The sequence below is a fragment of the Arthrobacter sp. SLBN-53 genome, from assembly GCF_006715585.1.
GTDB classification, from domain to species: Bacteria; Actinomycetota; Actinomycetes; order Mycobacteriales; family Mycobacteriaceae; genus Mycobacterium; species Mycobacterium neoaurum_A.
In genome coordinates, this window is record NZ_VFNN01000001.1 from 2,509,180 (window position 1) to 2,530,351 (window position 21,172).

The following is a 21,172-nucleotide window of genomic DNA, read 5'->3' on the forward strand; positions in this document are numbered from 1 at the left end:
TTGCCTCATGTCAAGATGCGCGCGTAGGGCTGGTCGTTGCCTCACGTAATCGTGCGCGCTTGTTGACTTGGGGTTGGGCTGTGGGGCCGGCTTTGGCGGTGGCGAGGGTGAACAGCTCGGCGGTCAGGGCGTTCACCTGACGTTGGGTGGCGGCGGGATTGATCATCGAGTACCTGCGAGTCAGGGCCACGATGCGCGCCACGGTCATGGCGGTGTGGTCGATGGCGCGGTGAAATGGGGTGCGGGCCTGGTCGTGCTTCTTGGTGATTTTCGCGCCTTTGCGAACCTTGGAGATTAGTTTCTGCTGTGGGTAGAAGTAGTTGGTCAGCTGGGACTGCAGTTTCCAGATTTCGTTGAGTAACAACACTTCTGCCGCGGTGTCATACCGGTGGTAGCCCACGGTGGTGCGTACCACTGACCAGTTCTTCTGCTCGACGTGGCAGCCGTCGTTCTTGTTGCCTGGCCGTGCCCGGGTGAAGGTGATGTGATGGCGTTGACACCAGGTGAACAGGTCGTCGTTGATGAACTCTGATCCGTTGTCGGAGTCCACGCCCAGGATCGGGAACGGCAGGGTGCGGGCGACCTCGTTGAGGGCGGCCAGCACGCATTTGGCGGTCCTGTCGGGCATCGATCGGTTCTCGGTCCAGCCGGTGGCGATATCGGTGACCGTGAGGGTGAATGCATGGCCCGCGCCTCGAAGACCGCCGTCATGAAAGACCAGATCAATCTCGACAAAGCCTGGCATGGCCTCGTCCCATTCGGCCCAGGTGCGGATGGGGATCTGGGCTTTGAGCAGCGATCCGGGTTTGGTGCCGACCCGTCCTCGCAGCCGGTTCTTGGCCCGCTCAGGGGCTAAACGGCGGTCGATGGTGGCTGGCTGACATCGATATCAGCAGCTCGGCGGTGTCCTCGTCGATCGTGAGCTCGTGGAAATGGCGCAAAACCCCGACCAGTTCACCGAGCATCGGTGCCAGCCGTTTACCGGCCGGCATGCCCAGCACCGTCCAGCACACCACCAACGCGGCGATGACCTCGTCTCCGTAGGTCACCGGCCGAGGGCTACGCGGTGTGATGACCTTGGGCGCCAGCGCCGCTTTCAGCGCTTTGCGCGCATGGTTGCGGTGCCAGCCCGTCGTCGCGCATAGCTCATCGAGAATCCGGCTCTTCTCGCCCTTGCTCGCCAGGATGTAGCGGACCGCGATCGTCTCGGTCACCGCTTTGCGCTCGGCCAATGTCAACCCCATCAATCGGGCCTACGCGCGCATTCTCAATGAGGCAACGAATCACCCATACGCGCGCATTTTTGATGAGTCAACGCGGTCATACCCCGGTGGCATGATCGAACGTATGAGCGAACGATCGGGTGTGGGGGTCCACCTCGATGCCGCGCGCGATCAGCTACTGGCCGAACGGGCCGCGGTGGCGGCCAAGGTGCTCGCGGCGGGCCGGTTCGCCCTGACCCGGATGGCCGAGTTGGGGCACGGGTTGCAGGATCTGATCGTCGATGACTGGGAACTGGTCGCCGCCGAACTGGGTGCCGAGCTCGGGATCAGCCGGGGCCGGGCCTGCACCCTGATCACCCAGGGCCGTGACCTGCTCACCCGACTCCCGGCCTTCGCCGAAGTGTTCGCCGGGGGTGGGGTGGACCTGCGGGTGCTGCGGGTCATCCTGCACCGCTGTGCGTTGATCACCGACCCCGACATCACGGCCGTCATCGACGCCCAGCTCGCCGCGGCCGCACCGTCGTGGAACGCACTGTCGGATGAACGGATCGCCGAGTTGATCGACTGGATGATCATCGAGGTCGACCCCGTCGCGGTCCGCCGCGCCCGCGAGACCCGGCGGCGCCGCCACCTGACCGTGGCACCGGTCGGGGACGGGATGGTCGACATCCACGGCCTCGTCGACGCCGCCAAAGGGGCGGTCTTCGACCAGAGCGTCGACGCCCTGGCCCGCACCGTGTGCCCGCACGATCCGCGCACCCACACCCAACGCCGCGCCGACGCCCTCGACGCACTGGCGCTGCGGGCGACCAGCATCGCGTGCCGGTGTGGACGCCAGGACTGCCCGGCAGCAGGCAACGAAGTGGCCACCGGTCAGTTCATTGTTCACGTGCTCACCGAGCAGGGCAGCATCACCGCCGCACAGACCGAACGCCGCGGCCCGGCGCAGGCATTGATCCCCGGCTACGGGCCCATCACCGCCGACCAACTCGCCGACCTGCTACCCGCAGCCCGGATCCGGCCCGTGCCCGAAGCAGAGGATTTGGGTACCGAACCCGGCTACCACCCGTCGCGGGGGCTGACTGATTTCGTCGGCTGCCGGGACCTGACGTGTCGCTGGCCGGGCTGCACTGTGGTGGTGGCGCGCTGCGATATCGACCACACCACACCCTGGCCGGCCGGGCCCACCCATCCCTCGAACACCAAGCTGTACTGCCGCATCCATCACCTGATCAAGACATTCCACTGCGAGCCCCGCGGCTGGACCGACCAACAACACCCCGACGGCACCCTCACCCTCACCGCCCCCAACGGGCGGGTCTACACCACAAAACCCGACGGCGCGTTGTTCTTCCCGCAGTTCACCGTGGCCACCGCCGACCTCGGCGCCATCGATATCCCACCGCCGACACCGGGCCGAGAACGGGCCGCCCCCAGACGATCCCGCACCCGCGCACAGAACCAGGCCTTCCGAATAGCCCACGAACGCGCACACAACCGCGCGGCCATCGACGCCGACCCACCGCCCTTCTGAAGGGCCGACGGAGCGGCGGCCGGGCGGTGCGATTCAGCGACGAGGGGCGGGCATCCGCGTCGCGACGTTGAAGCGATTCCAGGCATTGATGGTCACGGCCAACGCGATCACTTGGGCGAGTTCCTTCTCGGTGAACACCTCGGCGGCGTTGGCGTACACCGCATCCGGCACATGCCCGTCGTGCAGTGACGTGATGGCCTCGGTCAACTCCAGCGCCGCGCGTTCGCGATCGGTGAACAGATCACCTGCCTCCTCCCAGGCCGCGACCAGCGCCAGTCGTTGCTCGGTCTCCCCCTGTTTGCGCGCATCCGCGACATGCATGTCGAGGCAGAACGCACAGTGATTGATCTGCGAGGCGCGGATCTTGACCAGCTCACCGATCACCGGATCGATGTCCTTGGCCGAAGCTCCGGACAGCTTCATCATGGCGTCATAGATCTCCGGCGACACCTTGTAGATGTTGAGGCGATCGGCGGCGTGGCGATTGTTCAGTGTCTGTGTCATGCCCTCGACGCTACGACCTTAAAGGCCCATGCACATGGTTCAATTCTGCGGTGACTTCATGGGCCAATTCGGGTGCGCGCGATCTGCACCTCGATCTGCGCGCCGCCATCACCCCGCGCAGCCGCGGTGCCAGGGAGGCCCTGGTGCACGCCCTGCGGGACGCCATCCGATCCGGTCGACTGCTCCCCGGCACCATGCTCCCGCCCTCGCGCACCCTGGCCAACGACCTCGGAGTTGCCCGAAACACCGTGGGCGAGGCCTACGCCGACCTGGTCGCGGCGGGGTGGCTCGCCTCCCGCCAGGGTGCCGGCACCTGGGTGGTCAATACGCCCAGCACCGCCGCGCAGGCCCGACCGCGCGGCACCCCGGGCATCCCGACCCACAACCTGATGCCGGGTTCCGGTGACGTCTCACAGTTTCCGCGCAACGCATGGCTCACCTCCACCCGCCGCGCACTGACCAACGCGCCCACCGAGGCACTGCGGATGGGCGACGCGAGCGGGCGCATCGAACTGCGCGAGGCCCTCACCGAATACCTGGGCAGGGTCCGCGGCGTGCGCACCACCCCGGATCAGATCGTCATCTGCGCCGGTACCCGGCACGGCGTCGAGGTCCTCACCCGCGCGTTGGGCGGCCCGATCGCCGTGGAGGCCTACGGCCTGTTCCTGTTCCGCGACGCCATCGCAGCCAACGGCACGCGCAGCGTCCCGATCAACGTCGACGACGACGGCGCGGTGATCAGCGAACTGGACACGACCGCGGCGGCGGCGGTGCTGCTGACCCCGGCCCACCACTTCCCGCATGGGGTGCCGCTGCATCCCGGCAGACGCTCCGCCGTCCTGGATTGGGCGCACCGCACCGGCGGTTATGTGTGGGAGGACGACTACGACGGCGAATTCCGCTACGACCGCCAGCCCGTCGGCTCGGTGCAGGGCCTGGATCCCGACCGGGTGGTGTATCTCGGCTCGGCCAGTAAGAGCCTGTCCCCGGTATTGCGACTGGGCTGGATGGTGCTGCCCGCAGATCTGGTCGAGCCGGTCATCGCCGCGATGGGTGGTCAGCAGTTCTACGTCAATGCGCTGTCCCAACTCACGATGGCCGACTTCATCAGCTCCGGCGCCTACGACAAGCACATCCGCCGGATGCGGATGATCTACCGGCGACGGCGCGATCACCTGGCCACCGCACTGCAACCCCTTGGAATCGGTATCCGCGGACTGTCGGCGGGCCTGCACCTGCAACTCGCGCTGCCGCCGGGCACCGAAGCCGAAGTCATGCGCCGCGCCGGCGAGGCGGGGATCGGACTCTCCGGTCTACACGTCCTGCGCCATCCCGACGCGGGTCCCGACGTCCCCGCAGCCGACGGAGTCGTCGTGAGCTTCGGCACGCCGGCCGAACATGCCTTTCCCGCGGCCGTCGATGCGTTGTGTCGGGTGCTCGCCGGGCTCAGCCGGTGAGGGCGGCCAACTCCGATTCCAGATTGCGCCGCGCCGCGGTCTCCCACAGGCGACGACCCTCGGGCGTGCGATACAACGAAGGTTCGGCGAGCAACGAGGTGATGATCCGGGCCCGGCCCGCCCGGAAGTCGGCGTCGGAGACGTGGCCGTATTCGGCCCGCACCTTGGCGGTGTTGTTGCGGTACTCCTGCGGTTCCAGAGCAAGCACGGCCAGATCGGCATCGGAGAGCACCTGACCGTTGCGATCGGTCTCCGCCGGGTTGTGCTCGGCGGTCATCCGCACCAAGCGGGCCACCTCGGCCACCAACGCCGCGTCGACATCGAGGGCCGCGAGCTCGGACTCGGCCAACCGCGCACTGTTCTCCTCGTCATCGGGCGCGCCCGCGTACACCGCATCGTGGAACCAGGCCGCCAGCCGCACGGCGTCCGGATCATCGGCATACCCGGCCAGCTGGTCGGTGGCGAGCAGCACGCCCTCCAGGTGCCCCTGATCGTGATAGCGCCGGTGCGGCTCCGACCAGCGGGTCAACAGCGCGGCACCGGCCGCGCGGATCTCCGGAGCGGTCGTGTGGCGCCCGAGCAAGGCGTGCCACTGCAGGAGCAGATCGGTCACGCCCCCATTGTTGCCCGTAAGCTGCCCGCGTGACCGCCACCCCGGAAAACGAGCCGCTGAGCCTGCGCGTCCAGGCGACCAGGTTCGTCATCACCGGAGGTCTGTCGGCGATCGTCGACTTCGGTCTCTATGTGCTGATGCTGCAGCTCGGGCTGCACGTCAACGTGGCCAAGACCCTCAGCTTCATCGCCGGTACGACCACGGCCTATCTGATCAACCGCAGGTGGACCTTCCGGGCTGAACCCAGCAGGGCCCGATTCATCGCGGTGATGGTGCTCTACGCGCTCACCTACGCCGTCCAGGTCGGCATCAACTACCTGTTCTACCTGCAGTTCGAGGGCCGCCCCTGGCAGGTGCCGGTGGCATTCGTCATCGCTCAGGGTACGGCCACGGTGATCAACTTCGTCGTACAGCGCACGGTGATATTCCGGCTGCGTTGAACCTGCCCGGGTGACCCGACCGGTATCGTCTGCCACTGACATGACTACCGAACCCCACCTCGTTCCGCGCACCCTGACCGGCTTCGGCCGCACCGCGCCGAGCGTGGCTCACGTGCTCTCGACCCCCGACGTCGAGGTCATCGCCGACACCGTCAAGCGGGTGGCGGACGCCGCAGGCCACACGGGCGCCGCGTCATCCCCGTACACCCGCGGCATCGTCGCCCGCGGTCTCGGCCGTTCGTACGGCGATCACGCCTGCAACGGCGGCGGCATCGTCGTCGACATGACCCCGCTGAACCGCATCCACTCGATATCGAGCGAGACCGCGATCGCCGACGTCGACGGCGGCGTCAGCCTGGACCAGCTGATGAAGGCGGCACTTCCGTTCGGCCTGTGGGTCCCGGTGCTGCCGGGCACCCGCCAGGTCACCGTCGGCGGCGCCATCGGCTCCGACATCCACGGCAAGAACCATCACAGCGCGGGCAGCTTCGGTAACCACGTGCGGTCGTTGGATCTGCTGATGGCCGACGGCGAGGTGCGCACGCTCACCCCGGACGGCGATACGAGCGAACTCTTCTGGGCGACCATCGGCGGAAACGGATTGACCGGCATCGTGATCCGCGCCCGGATCGCCATGACCCGCACCGAGACCGCGTACTTCATCGCCGACGGCGTCGCCACCCGTGACCTCGACGAGACGATCGCGGTGCACACCGATGGCAGCGAGGACAACTACACGTACTCCAGCGCCTGGTTCGACCTGATCAGCGCCCCGCCGAAGCTCGGCCGTGCCGCCGTCAGCCGCGGCAGCCTGGCCAAGCTGGATCAGCTGCCGCCCAAGCTGGCGAAGAACCCACTGAAATTCGATGCCCCGCAACTGCTGAAGGTGCCCGACATCTTCCCGGTGAGTGCGATGAACAAGCTGTCGTTCACCGCGATCGGCGAGGTGTACTACCGTCTCGGCGGCACGTACTCCGGCAAAATCATGAACCTGTCGCAGTTCTACCACATGCTCGACCTCGTCAGCGGGTGGAACAATGCCTATGGCCCAAAGGGTTTCGCGCAACATCAGTTCCTGGTGCCGCCCGATGCGCTGGACGAGTTCAAGGCCATCATCCGTTGGATCCAGACCAGCGGGCAGTACTCGGCGCTCAACGTGTTCAAACTCTTCGGACCCGGCAACCGGGCACCGCTGAGCTTCCCGATGGCCGGCTGGAACGTCGCGATGGACTTCCCCATCAAGGCCGGGGTCAACGAGTTCCTCAACGAACTCGACGACCGCGCAATGGAATTCGGTGGCCGTGTGTACACCGCCAAGGATTCCCGGGTCAGCGCCGAGAAATTCCACAAGATGTACCCGCGCATCGATGAATGGATCGCCACCCGCCGCAAGGCGGACCCGCACGGCGTGTTTGCCTCCGACATGGCCCGCCGTCTCGAACTCCTCTGACCGCGAGCCGCTCCAGAAAGGCGTTACCCCTAGATGATTGACGCGACCGGAAACCCGCAGACGATCCTGCTGCTCGGTGGCACCTCCGAGATCGGCTTGGCGATCGTCGAGCGCTACCTGCGTGATGCCAAGGCCCGGGTGATCCTGGCCGACCTGCCCAACTCGCCACGCAAGGCGGCCGCCATCGCGCAGCTGGAAGCCGCAGGCGCGAAGTCGGTGCAGTACTTGGACTTCGACGCGCTGGATACCGCCGCCCACCCCGCGGTGATCGAGTCCGCCTGGGCCGACGGTGACGTCGACGTCGCGATCGTCGCCTTCGGTATCCTCGGCGATGCCGAGGAACTATGGCAGAACCAGGCCAAGGCCGTGCTGACCGCACAGATCAACTACACCGCCGCGGTCTCGGTCGGTGTGCTGATCGCCGACAAGATGCGCGCACAGGGCTTCGGGCAGATCATCGCGATGTCCTCGGTGGCCGGGGAACGGGTGCGCCGCTCCAACTTCGTCTACGGCTCGACCAAGGCCGGCCTGGACGGCTTCTACCTCGGCCTGGGCGAAGCCCTGCGCGAGTTCGGTGTACACGTCCTGGTGATCCGCCCCGGCCAGGTCCGCACCACCACCACCCTGGAGCACTGGAAGGCCACCGGAGCCAAGGAGGCCCCCTTCACCGTCGACAAGGAAGACGTCGCCGAACTGGCCGTCGCCTCCGCCGCCAAGGGCAAGGAGCTCGTCTGGGCACCGGGGCCGGTGAAGTATCTGATGTCCGTGATTCGGCACATCCCGCGGCCGGTCTTCCGCAAGCTTCCGCTCTGATGACCCTGGCGGCCAGGACGGCCGGCCAGATGCTGGCCGCGGCCGCCACCGCGACGGCGCTGGCCGTGATCGCGCTGTTGGCGATCGCCCGTGTCGAATGGCCCGCCTACAACTCCTCCAACCAGCTGCACGCTCTCACCACTGTCGGCCAATTCTTCTGCTTGGCAGGGGTTTTCGCCGCGGGTGGGCTGTGGCGACGCGGACGACGACTGTTGGCGCGCATCGCATCGGTGGTGTTCCTCTCGGCCTTCTCGGTGGTGACGCTGGCCATGCCGCTGGGGGCCACCCGGCTCTACCTGTTCGGCATTTCGGTCGATCAGCAGTTCCGCACCGAGTACCTCACCCGGCTGGCCGACAGCCCCGTCCTGCACGACATGACCTATATCGGCCTGCCGCCGTACTACCCGGCCGGCTGGTTCTGGCTCGGCGGGCGGCTGGCGGATCTGACCGGCATGCCGGCCTGGGAGATGTTCAAGCCCTGGGCCATCATCTCCATCACCGCCGCGATCGCGGTCGCGTTGGTGCTCTGGACGGCGATGGTGCGCTTCGAGACGGCGCTGGCCGTGACGACCGCGACCGCGGCCGTCACGCTGGCCTACACCTCCTCCGAGCCATACGCCGCCGTCATCACCGTCCTGCTGCCCCCTGTGTTCGTGCTGGCCTGGTCGGGCCTCAAGGGCACCAACCGGGGCGCGCTCGTGGGTGCCGGGCTGTTCCTCGGTGTGGCGGCCCTGTTCTACACGTTGTTGCTGGCGTATGCCGCCTTCACGATCACCCTCATGGCGCTGGTGCTCGCGGCTGCCCGGCGCAGTATCGCGCCGCTGCTGCGGTTGCTCGTGATCGCCGGAATCTCCGGCGCCCTGGCCCTGTTGACCTGGGCTCCCTACCTGCTGGCCGCGCTGCGCGGGGCGCCGGCCGACACCGGAACCGCCAGGCACTACCTGCCCATGGACGGCGCCGAGCTGACCTTCCCGATGCTGGACTTCACCCTCCTGGGGGCGTTGTGCATGCTGGGCACCATCTGGCTGGTGGTGCACGCCCGTAGGTCGTCCACGGCGGGCCCGCTGGCCGTCGGGGTACTCGCCGTCTACGCCTGGTCCTTGTTGTCGATGCTCTACACGCTGTTGGGCACCACCCTGCTGTCGTTCCGCCTGCAGCCCACGCTGTCGGTCCTGCTGGCCGCCGCGGGCACGTTCGGATTCATCTGGCTGACGCAGGCCGCCGTCGCCCGCTACCAGCACCCGGGCCGGCACGTCGTGGCCATCGCGGCCACCATCGGGCTGATCGGTGGGCTGACCTTCAGCCAGGACATCCCCGACGTCCTGCGCACCGATATCAACGTCGCCTATACCGACACCGACGGTTACGGGCAGCGCGCCGACCGCAGACCGCCGGGGGCCGAGCAGTACTACCGGGCGCTCGACGAGCGCATCCGGGAGGTCACCGGCCGCCCACCGAACGAGACCGTCGTGCTGACCGCCGACTACAGCTTCCTGTCCTTCTACCCCTACTACGGGTTCCAGGGCCTGACATCGCACTACGCAAACCCGTTGGCGCAGTTCGAGGCCCGCTCGGCCGCCATCGAGAGCTGGGCGCTGCTGACCACTCCGGACCAGTTCGCCACGGCCCTGGACCAGCTACCTTGGCCCGCCCCGACGGTGTTCCTGATGCGTCGCGGCGGACCGGACAGCTACACCCTGCGGCTGGCCGCCGACGTGTACCCCAACCAACCCAATGTCCGGCGTTACCAGGTGTCGTTGGACCCGGCGATCTTCGACGACCAGCGCTGGGACGTTTCGACCGAGGGACCGTTCGTGCTGGCCATCCGTAAACCACAGGCCAACGGTTGATGGCCGGACAACTACCATCTAGCTCCGTGAACGACACGGCGACCAACCACCGCACCGCCCGTCTGGTCGCCATCGTCGCCGGATTGCTGGGCACCATCCTGGCGATCGCCACCCCGTTCCTGCCGGTCACCCAGACCACCGCCACCCTGAACTGGCCGCAGAACAACAGTCTGGACAGTGTCGACGCACCGTTGATCGGCTACGTCGCCACCGACCTGAACATCACGATCCCGTGTAGCGCGGCAGCGGATCTCACCGGTCAGCGCAACGTGCTGCTCTCCACGGTGCCCAAGCAGGCGCCCAAGGCCGTCGACCGCGGCCTGCTCATCGAGCGGGTCAACAACGAACTTCTGGTCATCGTGCGTAACACCCCGGTCGTCAGCGCGCCGCTGATCGATGTGCTGAGCCCGAGCTGCCGGGAACTGAAGTTCACCGCGCACGCCGACAAGGTCACCGGCGAGTTCGTCGGGCTGACCCAGGCCTCGGATGATCCCGATCCGGGCGAACCCCGCCGCGGCGAACGCGGGGGCTATGACTTCCGACCGCAGATCGTCGGCGTCTTCACCGACCTGTCCGGACCCGCTCCGCCGGGGCTGCAGTTCTCGGCCACCATCGACACCCGGTACAGCAGCTCGCCGACGCTGATCAAGACCCTGGTGATGGTGCTGGGTCTGCTGTTGACGATCGCCTCGCTGATCGCGCTGCACCGCCTCGACATCGCCGACGGCATGCGCCACCGTCGGTTCCTGCCGCAACGCTGGTGGTCGATCACCAAGCTCGACGCCCTGGTCGCCACCCTGATGGTGTGGTGGCATTTCGTCGGGTCCAACACCGCCGACGACGGCTACATCCTGACCATGGCGCGGGTTTCCGAGCACGCCGGTTACATGGCCAACTACTACCGGTGGTTCGGCACCCCGGAGGCGCCGTTCGGCTGGTACTACGACCTGCTGGCGCTGTGGGCGCACGTCTCCACCGCCAGCATCTGGCTGCGACTGCCCACCCTGCTGATGGGTCTGGCGTGCTGGTGGATCATCAGCCGCGAGGTCATCCCCCGGCTCGGTGTCGCGGTCAAACACAGCAGGCCCGCGGCATGGACTGCGGCGGCGATGTTCCTGGCGTTCTGGCTGCCGCTGAACAACGGGCTGCGGCCCGAGCCGATCATCGCCCTTGGCATCCTGCTGACCTGGTGCTCGGTCGAGCGTGGCGTCGCCACCAGCCGGCTGCTCCCGGTGGCGGTGGCCCTGATCATCGGGGCGCTGACACTGTTCTCCGGCCCGACGGGCATCGCCGCGGTCGGTGCGGTCCTGGTCGCCGTCGGACCGCTCAAGACGATTGTGGCCGCGCATGTTTCCCGCTTCGGCTACTGGGCGCTGCTGGCCCCCGTCGCGGCCGCGGGCACCGTCACCCTGTTCCTGATCTTCCGCGACCAGACCCTGGTCGGCGAGATGCAGGCCAGCTCGTTCAAGTCCACCATCGGCCCCAGCCTGGCCTGGTTCGACGAGCACATCCGGTACTCGCGGCTCTTCACCACCAGCCCCGACGGATCGGTGGCGCGTCGCTTCGCAGTGCTGGCCATGCTGCTGGCCCTCGCGTTGTCGATCGCGATGACATTGCGCAAGGGCCGAATCCCCGGGACCGCGATCGGCCCCGCACAGCGGATGATCGGCATCACCGTCATCTCGTTCCTGTCGCTGATGTTCACCCCCACCAAGTGGACGCACCACTTCGGCGTGCTGGCCGGCCTGGCGGGCTCGATCGGCGCGCTGGCCGCGGTGGCCATCGCCGCCGCGGCGATGAAGTCCAAGCGCAACCGCACCGTCGTCACCGCGATGATCCTGTTCGTGACGGCGCTGTCGTTCGCCACCGTCAACGGGTGGTGGTACGTCTCGAACTTCGGTGTCCCGTGGTCGAACGACTTCCCCGCCTTCGGGTTCGGGTTCACCACCATCCTGCTCGGCTTCTCGGCACTCGCCCTGCTGGTCGCCGCCTACCTGCACTTCTCCGGACGCCCAGCTCCTGAGCGGCCGTGGGCCCGCTTCACCGGTGCCCCGCTGGCCGTGATCGCCTGGGCCGTGGTGCTGTTCCAGGTGGTCTCCCTGACGATGGCCGTGGTGACCCAGTACCCGGCGTGGACGGTCGGCAGATCCAATCTCGAGGCGCTGACCGGCAAGTCCTGCGGGCTGGCCACCGATGTCATGGTGGAACAGGATCCCAATGTCGGGATGCTCGCCCCGGTGGATGTCCCGGTCGGTGACGCATTGGGGGCGGTGACCGCCGACGGCTTCCGCCCCAACGGGATTCCGGACGATATCGAAGCCGATCCCGTGATGAACCAGCCCGGCGACAGCAATTTCGCCGATTCCGAGGCCAGCGACGAGACCGGCAGCGAACCGGGCACCGAGGGCGGCACCACCGCCGCGGCCGGCGTGAACGGTTCGCAGGCCCGACTGCCCTACAACCTCGATCCGGCCCGCACTCCGGTGCTGGGCAGCTGGCGCTCCGGACCCCAGCAACCGGCCAAACTGCGGTCGGCCTGGTACCGACTGCCCCCTCGCGATGAACGCGGTCCGCTGCTGGTGGTGGCCGCCGCCGGCCGCTTCGATGCCGGCGAGGTGTTGGTGCAGTGGGCCACCGACGAGCAAGCTTCCGCCGATAAGCCCGGTGGCACAATCGGTTTCGCCGATGTGGGTGCGGTGCCGGCCTGGCGCAACCTGCGCGCTCCGATGTCGGCCATTCCCGGTGAGGCCACCCAGGTGCGGCTGGTGGCCTCCGATGACGACCTCGCACCCCAACACTGGATCGCCGTCACTCCGCCGCGGATCCCCGAACTGCGCACCCTGCAGGATGTCGTCGGATCCACCGATCCGGTGATGCTGGACTGGCTTGTGGGCCTTGCCTTCCCATGCCAGCGGCCGTTCTTCCACAACAATGGCGTGACCGAGGTGCCCAAGTGGCGCATCCTGCCGGATCGCTTCGGGGCGGAGGCGAACTCACCGGTGATGGACTACCTCGGCGGCGGTCCACTCGGTATCACCGAACTGCTGCTGCGCGCGGTGCCGGTACCGACGTACCTGCGTGACGACTGGTTCCGCGACTGGGGTTCCCTGCAGCAGTTGCGGCAGTTCTACCCGAACGCGAAACCCGCAGAGCTGGAACTCGGCACCGCGACCCGCAGTGGGCTGTGGAGTCCGGCGCCGCTGCGGCCGAGCTAGCGAAAGTGTTTCAGCCCCTCTCTTGCACCTGAGATAATCGATCGGTGGCGGCAATCGAGGGATTTCTTTCGACATGGTCGAAGGCTCACGCCACATTCGGTTCAGGCGTGCCTGTGCCAGGAGAGCGATTCGACCAAAGTCAGCAACTGGTTCGGCTCCAGGACATGTTGAACGATGCCGCTCCCGACTCACGCTGGACTGGAAACGCGGCCAGTGCCTACGGTGCAGTCAACGCAGAACAGCAGCGCGTCCTGGGGCAGATCGCAGACCTCGACCGCCGGTTGTCCGCCCATGTCACCCGGTCTGCCGATGTTGTCACCCAAGGTCGCCGAGAACTCGATGAACTGCGCGAGTGGGTTCTAGATGCTGTAGCCGCGGCCCCGGAAGGTGCAGCGGGTGAGCATGTCAAGACCGCGATCGCGGCTCATGGACTGAGCCGCCTTACCGAAATAGTGAACGCTTCAAATTCCGATCTCAACGCCGTCGCGACCGACATCGCCAAGCTGGGACCCGAGTACAGCGCGCTCGGGGACGGTCAGAAATTTGGCACACCAATGGAAGCACCGGCTCTCGCCGACCCCGATCCCGGCGGCCCGGAGCCGCCTCCTTTACCGGTGCCCGGGCAACCCGTGGATTTCAGAAATCCGTTCATCGGAGACGAACGTTTCGGCCAATGGGAGCGAGTCGTTGCTCCGCCGTATACCGGCACCACTCCGCCACCCCTTACAAATCAGTATCGGCCGTTCCCAGAGGGCACTCCGCTGAAAGTCGGGGGCACAACCGGTATGTACGCACCCGGAAAGACCTGGCTCACAGACGATGCAGCGCCATACGCACAATTCAACGAGGCCTACCGGTTCCGAATCGCGGGCACCGAGGCCACCACGTACTCGCGGATGGTCTACGAGAATGGCCAGTGGCATCAAGAACGCTGGGTCCAGAACGTGTACGAGTATCAGCGCAACACTCAGATCGTCCTCGGCGGCGATGTATCGGTGAAAGGAAAGGTCGGAGATATTGGCGGATTAACGCCACCACCCAAGATTGACCATGACTGGAAGCCGATCGCACTCAATCAAATTGCAAGTTTATCTGCCGCGAACATGGGCGTCACCTACTACCTGCCGGATGGGTGCGGCGGTCAGATCACTTACCAAGGCGGTGTACCGGTCGGAGGCATAAGCAACGTACCGTCGGGACCTCCGATCATGACTGCACCGCGATGAAGCAACATTGGCGGGTAGCAGCGGTCGCCGCTGCTGTTTGTGTCGCGTTGATCTCGGCATGCTTCATCCTGTGGGCGAAGGACAATGCACCAAACGATTGCGCCACGGCGCACGCATTGATCGATTACAACAGGCAGTTCAACCAACAAGTGGAAGCCAGCGCCAATTGGGAAAACGACAGCCAGCTCGGCGTAGACGACTACAAGACCTGGGCCCGGAGGATCAATGAGCTTGCGCGCGAGATCCGCGACCCAGCTGTCGCAACTCACGCCGCGAAGTTGGCCCAACTGGCCGACGAGATGGTCCCGGCAGTAGCGCACTACTTGGACGAGTCGGCGACCGCGCCCTCAACGCAGAGCATCGATGAGTTCTCCCGGCTCGGCCGTAAATTCGACGACAGCCTGGCCGGTCTCGACGCAGTTTGCGCTAACCGTTGAACGCTACGTGTTCTTCGGAGGCTCGGTCGGCTCGCCGTCCTCCCAATACGCCCACTCCGGCAACGGCGTCGGCGGGACAACACCCATTTGTGACAGCGATCCCAGATTCGGGTCTGCTTCTGTGCGAAAGTTTGCCGTTTTGCTCTTTCGCACGTAGGTGGCGATGAAGACGATGACCGCTACGCCGATGAAGACGACCAAGGACACCTTCAGAACCGTGAGCAGCATCAGTGCCTACCTACGGCCCTGCAGGATCGCCTCGATATTGCGTTCGGCCAGCGCGGTGATCGACATGTACGGGTTGCAGCCGATATACCCCGGAACGAGCGACGCGTCGTTGACGTAGAGGTTCTCGTACCCGTTGATCCGCCCGAAGGCATCGGTGGCGACACCCCGCACACACCCGCCCAGCGGGTGAACAGTGTTGGGCGCGAATGCTTTCCCCTCGAACAGATCGTCTCGGTAATCCACCCCGTTGGCCTGGGTCACCTTGTCGAAGACCAGCTTGGCCCGCTCGATCAGGCGGTCGGTATTGCTCTGTGGCCAGTCGATGGAGATGGCGTCGGACGCGCGATCATAGCTGATCACCGCGCGGTCGCCGGTGCGCACCATGGCGTAGTAGCCCAGCGCATGGGTCTCCAGCGGCAACGGTAGCGAGAACATGCTGGCGTACACCGGATTGTCCGGATCGTTGCGACCGTCCAGGTTGATCATGCCCAGCAGCGACTGCAGGGTACCCACCGGATCCTGCTCGGCGGTGTTGTGGGCCACCATGATGTCCCCGTTGTTGCCGTAACCCTCACCGACCTCGTCGGACAGGTCGGCAAGATCGCCGTTTTCACGCGCACGCAGCAGCAGCTCGGCCGTCCCGACCACGCCCGCCGCCAGATACAGCTGCTCGCAGCCGATCTCGCTGCGCGACAACTCCTTGCCCCACCGATCGATCTCGCGGGTGGACACCACGTACTCCCCGGAGGGTTCGCGGCGGATACCGGTCACCTCGGTCAGTGGACGCAACGTCACCTTCCCGGTGGCCAGCGCCGCGGCGATGTAGGTCTGGTCGACGCTGCCGAAGCGTCCGTAATTGTTCCCGTACTGGCATTCCCAGTCCAGCGCCGACTTGGGCGACTGGCCGGCCGCCTCGGAGACCATGTAGTCGAACGAATAGGCGCTGCCGTTGTAGTCCACCCCGTAGCCGGCCGACTCGGCATAGCTGCGCCCCACTCGGGCGTACTGGAAGTACGGGGTCTGCTCGAACCAGCCCATATCGCGGTAGCTGATCTTCAAGGTGGACTTGGCGCGCTCGACATAGGTGCCGAGGAACTCGTTGGGGTCGATGTCCGGGAAGGCCGCCCGCACCTGATCCGGCGTCGGTATCGCGGCGATCGCGGCGTTCACCAACGAACCACCGCCGACCGCTATCCCGCGGAAGACGTCGTGGGCGCCATAGGTGATCTTGTCGCAGATGCCCGCCTGGACCGGCTGGGCACCGGGATTCTGGGCCGCGACCGCGTTGACCGATATACCGCCGAACGAGGGCACCAGGCTCGGCGGCACGTCGCGAAACCAACCCGCCCGAGTATCGGCGGGCAACATTTTGCTGAAACGCTTGCCGTCCTCGTCCGGGGTGTCCCACAGCCGACCGCGCTCAAGGATCAGCGTTTCGACGCCGGCTTCCCCCAAGCGCAACGCGCTGACGCCCCCGCCGTACCCGCTGCCGACCACGATGGCCTGGTGAAACGCGCGATCGGCCGGTCGCTCGCCGGACTCGGTCCGCTGGCACGCCACCACTGCGCCGACACCGGCCGCCGCACCGAGCGCGGCCCCCAGGAACCGCCGTCTTGTCAGCAAAACCGGTCCACCCTCACAGCAAAATCCCCCTTCGTTATCGTCCCGTGTTTGCACAGCTCTGAGAACCAGGTTAAATGGTCCAGGAAACTCGTTCACTTTCGAGCTTGCAAGGATACGAAGTGCTCGACCCGCAGACCCGCACAACGCCCAGGTGGCGCGATGCGCAACGGTACTTGTGGCTGCTCGGCGCCGTCGTCCCCGGCCTGGTGGGGTTGGCCTGGGCACTGGTCCAGCTGACCGGTTCCGAGGTCTTCTGGTGGGTGGGTCCCATGATGGCCTTCATCGTGATCCCCATCGTTGACCAGCTAATTGGCACTGACGACGGATACCTCTCCGGCAACGCACTCGAGCACCTCGAAACCGACCCGTTTTACCGGTGGGCGAACTATCTCTATCTGCCAGGGCAATACCTGTCGCTGATCTTTGCCTGCTGGCTCTGGGCGGGCGGCGGTTGGGTCACCATGACGTTGCCGGACAAGCTGGGCCTGATGTTCACCGTGGGCATCGTCGGCGGAATCGCGATCAATGCCGCCCACGAACTGGGACACCGGCGCGACGCGCTGGAGCGCAAGCTCAGCAAGATCGCCCTGGCCCAGACCGGCTACGGGCATTTCTTCGTCGAGCACAATCGCGGGCATCACGTGCGAGTGGCCACTCCGGACGACCCGGCCAGCGCGAGATTCGGCGAGAGCATCTACCGGTTCATCCCCAGGTCCGTGCTGGGTGGGTTGCGTTCCGCCTGGCAACTGGAGACCGCACGGCTGGCGAAGGCAGGCAAGTCGAGGTGGTCACCTGCCAACGACATCCTCAACGCCTGGTTGCTGACCGCGGCGTTGTTCGCCGTACTGATCGTCTGGTTCGGCGCGGTGATCACGCCGTATTTGCTGGGACAGGCCATCATCGGCATCTGCCTGTTGGAGACCGTCAATTATCTGGAGCATTACGGATTGCGGCGCCAGCGGGTAGGGAGCGGACGCTACGAGCGGGTCGGGCAGCGACACAGCTGGAACAGCAACACCCTGATGGCCAATGTGTTCCTGTACCACCTGCAGCGCCACTCCGACCACCACGCCAACCCACAGAAGCCTTACCAGACCCTGCAGCCGTCGGACATCGCCCCGCAACTGCCGACCGGTTACGGCAGCATGCTGGTGCTGGCCTGGTGCCCGCCGCTGTGGCGCCGGGTGATGAATCCGCGGGTTCTTGCCCACTACGGTGGCGACGCCAGCCTGGTCGCCGTCCGTCCAGATTGATTTTCAGCGCGGGTCACGGGCCGGGACACCAAGGCTCGTCGCTTACTGTTGAACCTCGTGCCCACTAGGACCATCCGCCTCGTAGCCATCATCGCGGGCCTCGTCGGCATGGTGCTCTGCGCTCTTGCGCCCTTGTTGCCGGTTCGGCAGAGCACGGCGACGATCCAATGGCCGCAAACAGCCGGCGCCGACGGCTTCATCAGCGATGTCACCGCCCCGCTGGTATCGGGAGCACCGCGCGAACTGGACGTGACCATCCCGTGCCAGGCCATCGCCGCACTGCCCGCCGACGGCGGGCTGGTGTTCTCCACGATCCCGCCGGGCGGTATCGACGCCGGACGCAACGGATTGTTCGTCAACGCCAACGCCGACGTCGTGTACGTGGCCTTCCGCGACACCGTCGCCGCGGTGGCCCCGCGCGATGCCGTCGCTTCCGGGGCCTGCGGCGAACTGCACATCTGGGCCGACGTCGATGCCGTCGGCGCCGATTTCGTCGGTATCCCCGGCGCGCGCGGCGAACTGGACGTGGACAAACGTCCGCAGGTCGCGGGCCTGTTCACGGAATTGCCGGTCGGTCTCGACGCGGGCGTGCGGGCGCGGGTCGACATCGACACCCGCTTCATCACCAGTCCGACCGCGCTGAAACTGGCCGTCATGGTGCTGGGCACCGCGGCGGTGCTGGCCTCGATCATCGCGCTGGCCCTGTTGGATCGCACGACGGGACGCCGCCTACGGGGTTGGGACCGCCGTCGCACCGGCTGGGCGACGTGGCTGGCCGATGCCGGCGTGCTGAGCTCGCTGCTGCTCTGGCATATCGTCGGCCCGCAATCATCCGACGACGGCTACAACCTGACGATCGCCCGGGTATCGGCCGACGCCGGTTACGTCACCAACTACTACCGCTACTTCGGCGCATCCGAGGCGCCGTTCGACTGGTACCAGAGCGTGCTGGCCCATCTGGCCTCCATCAGCACCGACGGAGTCTGGATGCGGCTGCCCGCCACGCTGGCCGCCATGGGCACCTGGTTGATCCTCAGCCATTTCGTGCTCCCCCGCGTCGGCGCCCGACTGGCACACAACCGGATCGCGCTGTGGACCGGTGGCGCGGTGTTCCTGGCCGCCTGGCTGCCCTTCAACAACGGTCTGCGACCCGAACCGCTGATCGCGTTCGGCGTGCTCGTGGTCTGGATGCTCGTCGAGATCTCGGTGGCGCGAAGGATCCTGTGGCCCACCGCGCTCGCCATCGTGATCGCCGTGTTCAGCGTGACGCTGGCACCGCAGGGACTCATCGCGCTCGCCCCGTTGCTCGTGGGTGCGCGCGCCATCACCCGGATGATCGCCGCCCGCAGGCCGGCCCAGGGGCTGTTGGCCCAGCTGGCTCCGCTGGGCGCCGCAGCCGCGGTGTTGTTCGTGGTGGTCTTCCGCGACCAGACGCTGGCCACCGTCGCCGAGTCGGCGCGCATCAAGTACACCGTCGGACCCACGATCGCCTGGTATCAGGAGTTCCTGCGGTACTACTTCCTCACCGTCGAAGACAGCGTCGACGGTTCGATGACCCGGCGGTTCGCGGTCCTCATCCTGCTGCTGTGCCTGTTCGGCCTGCTGATGGTGCTGCTGCGCCGCGGCACGGTTCCCGGCGCGATGAACGGTCCGGTGTGGCGCCTGATCGGCACCGCCGGGATCGGCCTGCTGCTGCTGCACTTCACGCCGACCAAGTGGGCCGTGCAGTTCGGCGCCTTCGCCGGGCTGGCGGGAGCGCTGGGCGCCGTGACGGCGTTCGCGCTGGCGCGGGTCGGCCTGCACAGCCGGCGCAACCTCGCGCTGTACGTGACGGCCCTGCTGTTCGTGCTCGCCTGGGCCACCTCGGGTATCAACGGCTGGTTCTACACCGGCAACTACGGGGTGCCCTGGTTCGACAAGCAGCCCGTGATCCTCGGCTTCCCGGTGACGACGATCTTCCTCGTGCTGGCGATCGTCGGTGGGCTGCTCACCGCCTGGCTGCACTTCCGCATCGACTACGCCGGGCACACCGAGGTTGCCGACACCGGCCGCAACCGGGCACTGGCATCGACGCCGCTGCTGGTGGTCGCGGTGATCATGGTGGTGCTCGAACTCGGCTCGATGGTCAAGGCGACCGTGGGCCGCTATCCCGTCTACACGACCGGGCTGGCCAATCTGTCGGCGCTGCGGTCCGGCCTGTCGGGCACCAGTTGCGCGATGGCCGACCACGTCCTGGTCGAGGCCGACACCAACGCCGGTCTGCTGGAACCGGTCCCGGGTCAGCGCTACGGCCGGTACGGACCGCTCGGTGGCGAGGACCCGGTCGGGTTCACCCCCAACGGCGTCAGCGACACTCTGGAGCCCGCCGAACCCGTCGCAGCGAATCCGGGCACCGTGAACTCCGACGGCCCGGTCGACAAACCCAATATCGGTGTCGGCTACGCCGCCGGTACCGGCGGTGGGTACGGGCCGGAGGGCGTCAACGGGTCGCGGGTGTTCCTGCCCTTCGGCCTCGATCCGGCACGCACCCCGGTGATGGGCAGTTTCGACGAGAACACCGTGGCCGCCAAGGCGACATCGTCGTGGTACCAGTTGCCGCCGCGCACACCGGACCGCCCGCTGGTGAGCGTCGCCGCCGCAGGCGCGATCTGGTACTACGAGGAGGACGGGTCGTTCAAGTACGGCCAGTCGCTGAAGCTGCAGTGGGGTGTCCACCGGCAGGACGGGTCCTACGAGGCGCTCAATGAGGTTCAACCCATCGACATCTTCCAGCAGAAGGCTTGGCGCAACCTGCGTTTCCCGCTGACGACGGCACCCCCGGAGGCCAACGTCGCCCGCATCGTGGCCGATGACCCGAACCTGTCGGAGGACCAGTGGTTCGCCTTCACGCCGCCGCGGGTGCCGGTGTTGCAGACCGCGCAGGAGTATCTGGGCAGTCAGACCCCGGTCATGATGGACATCGCGACCGCGTCGAACTTCCCGTGCCAGCGCCCGTTCGCCGAACATCTCGGCGTGGCGGAACTTCCCGAGTACCGGATCCTGCCGAACTTCAAGCAGATGGTCGTGTCCTCGAATCAGTGGCAGTCCGCCGAGGATGGCGGACCGTTCCTGTTCATCCAGGCACTGTTGCGCACCTCGACGATCCCGACCTATCTGCGTGACGACTGGTATCGCGACTGGGGATCGCTGGAACGCTACGTGCGCGTCGTGCCCGCCGACCGGGCGCCCGAGGCAGCCATCGAAGAAGGGACACAGAACGTGTACGGCTGGAGCCGCGGCGGACCGATCAGGGCACTGCCGTGAGTG

17 protein-coding genes are annotated in these 21,172 nt (G+C 66.6%); 11 read left to right on the top strand and 6 right to left on the bottom strand.

Annotated features, from left to right (window positions below):
• Positions 1-10: 10 nt before the first annotated feature.
• Complete coding sequence (locus FBY28_RS26025; RefSeq protein ID WP_216847640.1) at positions 11-745, bottom strand: integrase catalytic domain-containing protein; 735 nt, start codon at positions 743-745, stop codon at positions 11-13.
• 100 nt (positions 746-845) lie between these two features.
• Complete coding sequence (locus tag FBY28_RS26030) at positions 846-1,244, bottom strand: hypothetical protein (protein ID WP_216847641.1); 399 nt, start codon at positions 1,242-1,244, stop codon at positions 846-848.
• Positions 1,245-1,347: 103 nt separating this feature from the next.
• On the opposite strand from FBY28_RS26030, the gene FBY28_RS12125 reads away from it, so the two are divergent.
• Positions 1,348-2,757: an HNH endonuclease signature motif containing protein gene (locus tag FBY28_RS12125; RefSeq protein WP_141867044.1), complete on the top strand. Its 1,410-nt coding sequence runs from the start codon at positions 1,348-1,350 to the stop codon at positions 2,755-2,757.
• Positions 2,758-2,790: 33 nt separating this feature from the next.
• Here the strand turns inward: FBY28_RS12125 and FBY28_RS12130 are convergent, their stop codons facing one another.
• Positions 2,791-3,261 carry a carboxymuconolactone decarboxylase family protein gene (locus FBY28_RS12130; RefSeq protein ID WP_141867046.1) on the bottom strand — a complete coding sequence of 157 codons (471 nt, stop codon included), beginning with the start codon at positions 3,259-3,261 and terminating at the stop codon, positions 2,791-2,793.
• Between the two features lie 50 nt (positions 3,262-3,311).
• On the opposite strand from FBY28_RS12130, the gene pdxR reads away from it, so the two are divergent.
• Positions 3,312-4,718 (top strand): MocR-like pyridoxine biosynthesis transcription factor PdxR, encoded by a 1,407-nt coding sequence (pdxR, locus tag FBY28_RS12135; protein WP_141867048.1) that lies wholly within the window; start codon positions 3,312-3,314, stop codon positions 4,716-4,718.
• Here the strand turns inward: pdxR and FBY28_RS12140 are convergent.
• Entirely contained in the window at positions 4,708-5,331 is a 624-nt protein-coding gene (locus FBY28_RS12140) for an HD domain-containing protein (protein WP_141867050.1), read from the bottom strand. The two genes, pdxR and FBY28_RS12140, sit on opposite strands and share 11 nt — an antisense overlap.
• Positions 5,332-5,360: 29 nt before the next feature.
• Between FBY28_RS12140 and FBY28_RS12145 the strand changes: the two genes are divergently transcribed.
• The 7 genes from FBY28_RS12145 to FBY28_RS12175 are packed head-to-tail and all read left to right on the top strand — an operon-like array spanning position 5,361 to position 14,762.
• Entirely contained in the window at positions 5,361-5,771 is a 411-nt protein-coding gene (locus FBY28_RS12145) for a GtrA family protein (protein WP_019510916.1), read from the top strand.
• A gap of 40 nt (positions 5,772-5,811) precedes the next feature.
• Positions 5,812-7,221, top strand: a complete 1,410-nt coding sequence (gene dprE1 / locus FBY28_RS12150; protein ID WP_141867052.1) for a decaprenylphosphoryl-beta-D-ribose oxidase — start codon at positions 5,812-5,814, stop codon at positions 7,219-7,221.
• A 33-nt stretch (positions 7,222-7,254) separates the two neighbouring features.
• Complete coding sequence (gene dprE2, locus FBY28_RS12155) at positions 7,255-8,034, top strand: decaprenylphospho-beta-D-erythro-pentofuranosid-2-ulose 2-reductase (protein ID WP_141867054.1); 780 nt, start codon at positions 7,255-7,257, stop codon at positions 8,032-8,034.
• Positions 8,034-9,884 (top strand): galactan 5-O-arabinofuranosyltransferase, encoded by a 1,851-nt coding sequence (locus tag FBY28_RS12160; RefSeq protein WP_174241612.1) that lies wholly within the window; start codon positions 8,034-8,036, stop codon positions 9,882-9,884. The genes dprE2 and FBY28_RS12160 overlap by 1 nt, the downstream gene beginning before the upstream one ends.
• 26 nt (positions 9,885-9,910) lie before the next feature.
• Positions 9,911-13,099, top strand: a complete 3,189-nt coding sequence (locus tag FBY28_RS12165) for an arabinosyltransferase domain-containing protein (protein ID WP_286177990.1) — start codon at positions 9,911-9,913, stop codon at positions 13,097-13,099.
• Positions 13,100-13,143: 44 nt separating this feature from the next.
• Complete coding sequence (locus FBY28_RS12170; RefSeq protein WP_141867058.1) at positions 13,144-14,325, top strand: EspA/EspE family type VII secretion system effector; 1,182 nt, start codon at positions 13,144-13,146, stop codon at positions 14,323-14,325.
• The gene (locus tag FBY28_RS12175) at positions 14,322-14,762 is read left to right on the top strand and encodes a hypothetical protein (protein ID WP_141867060.1); all 441 of its coding nucleotides are present in this window, start codon (positions 14,322-14,324) and stop codon (positions 14,760-14,762) included. Before FBY28_RS12170 ends, FBY28_RS12175 begins: the two co-directional genes overlap by 4 nt.
• 3 nt (positions 14,763-14,765) lie before the next feature.
• Here the strand turns inward: FBY28_RS12175 and FBY28_RS12180 are convergent, their stop codons facing one another.
• Both FBY28_RS12180 and FBY28_RS12185 read right to left on the bottom strand, forming a co-directional pair.
• The gene (locus FBY28_RS12180; protein WP_141867062.1) at positions 14,766-14,990 is read right to left on the bottom strand and encodes a hypothetical protein; all 225 of its coding nucleotides are present in this window, start codon (positions 14,988-14,990) and stop codon (positions 14,766-14,768) included.
• Positions 14,991-14,996: 6 nt separating this feature from the next.
• Positions 14,997-16,613 carry a GMC oxidoreductase gene (locus FBY28_RS12185; protein ID WP_141867064.1) on the bottom strand — a complete coding sequence of 539 codons (1,617 nt, stop codon included), beginning with the start codon at positions 16,611-16,613 and terminating at the stop codon, positions 14,997-14,999.
• A gap of 119 nt (positions 16,614-16,732) precedes the next feature.
• Between FBY28_RS12185 and FBY28_RS12190 the strand changes: the two genes are divergently transcribed.
• On the top strand, positions 16,733-17,866 hold the full coding sequence (locus FBY28_RS12190; RefSeq protein ID WP_141867066.1) for an alkane 1-monooxygenase: 1,134 nt from the start codon (positions 16,733-16,735) through the stop codon (positions 17,864-17,866).
• Between the two features lie 57 nt (positions 17,867-17,923).
• A complete protein-coding gene (locus FBY28_RS12195) occupies positions 17,924-21,169 on the top strand; it encodes an arabinosyltransferase domain-containing protein (protein WP_141867068.1) in 3,246 nt (1,081 codons plus the stop codon).
• Positions 21,170-21,172 lie beyond the last annotated feature (3 nt).

What these genes read in the sequence shown, in the direction of transcription:
- dprE1 (WP_141867052.1), top strand. Translation starts at nt 5,812, where the DNA reads ATGACTACCGAACCCCACCTCGTTCCGCGCACCCTGACCGGCTTCGGC.
- FBY28_RS26025 (WP_216847640.1), bottom strand. Translation starts at nt 745, where the DNA reads ATGCCAGGCTTTGTCGAGATTGATCTGGTCTTTCATGACGGCGGTCTT.
- FBY28_RS12175 (WP_141867060.1), top strand. Translation starts at nt 14,322, where the DNA reads ATGAAGCAACATTGGCGGGTAGCAGCGGTCGCCGCTGCTGTTTGTGTC.
- FBY28_RS26030 (WP_216847641.1), bottom strand. Translation starts at nt 1,244, where the DNA reads ATGGGGTTGACATTGGCCGAGCGCAAAGCGGTGACCGAGACGATCGCG.
- FBY28_RS12180 (WP_141867062.1), bottom strand. Translation starts at nt 14,990, where the DNA reads ATGCTGCTCACGGTTCTGAAGGTGTCCTTGGTCGTCTTCATCGGCGTA.
- FBY28_RS12160 (WP_174241612.1), top strand. Translation starts at nt 8,034, where the DNA reads ATGACCCTGGCGGCCAGGACGGCCGGCCAGATGCTGGCCGCGGCCGCC.
- dprE2 (WP_141867054.1), top strand. Translation starts at nt 7,255, where the DNA reads ATGATTGACGCGACCGGAAACCCGCAGACGATCCTGCTGCTCGGTGGC.
- FBY28_RS12125 (WP_141867044.1), top strand. Translation starts at nt 1,348, where the DNA reads ATGAGCGAACGATCGGGTGTGGGGGTCCACCTCGATGCCGCGCGCGAT.
- FBY28_RS12130 (WP_141867046.1), bottom strand. Translation starts at nt 3,261, where the DNA reads ATGACACAGACACTGAACAATCGCCACGCCGCCGATCGCCTCAACATC.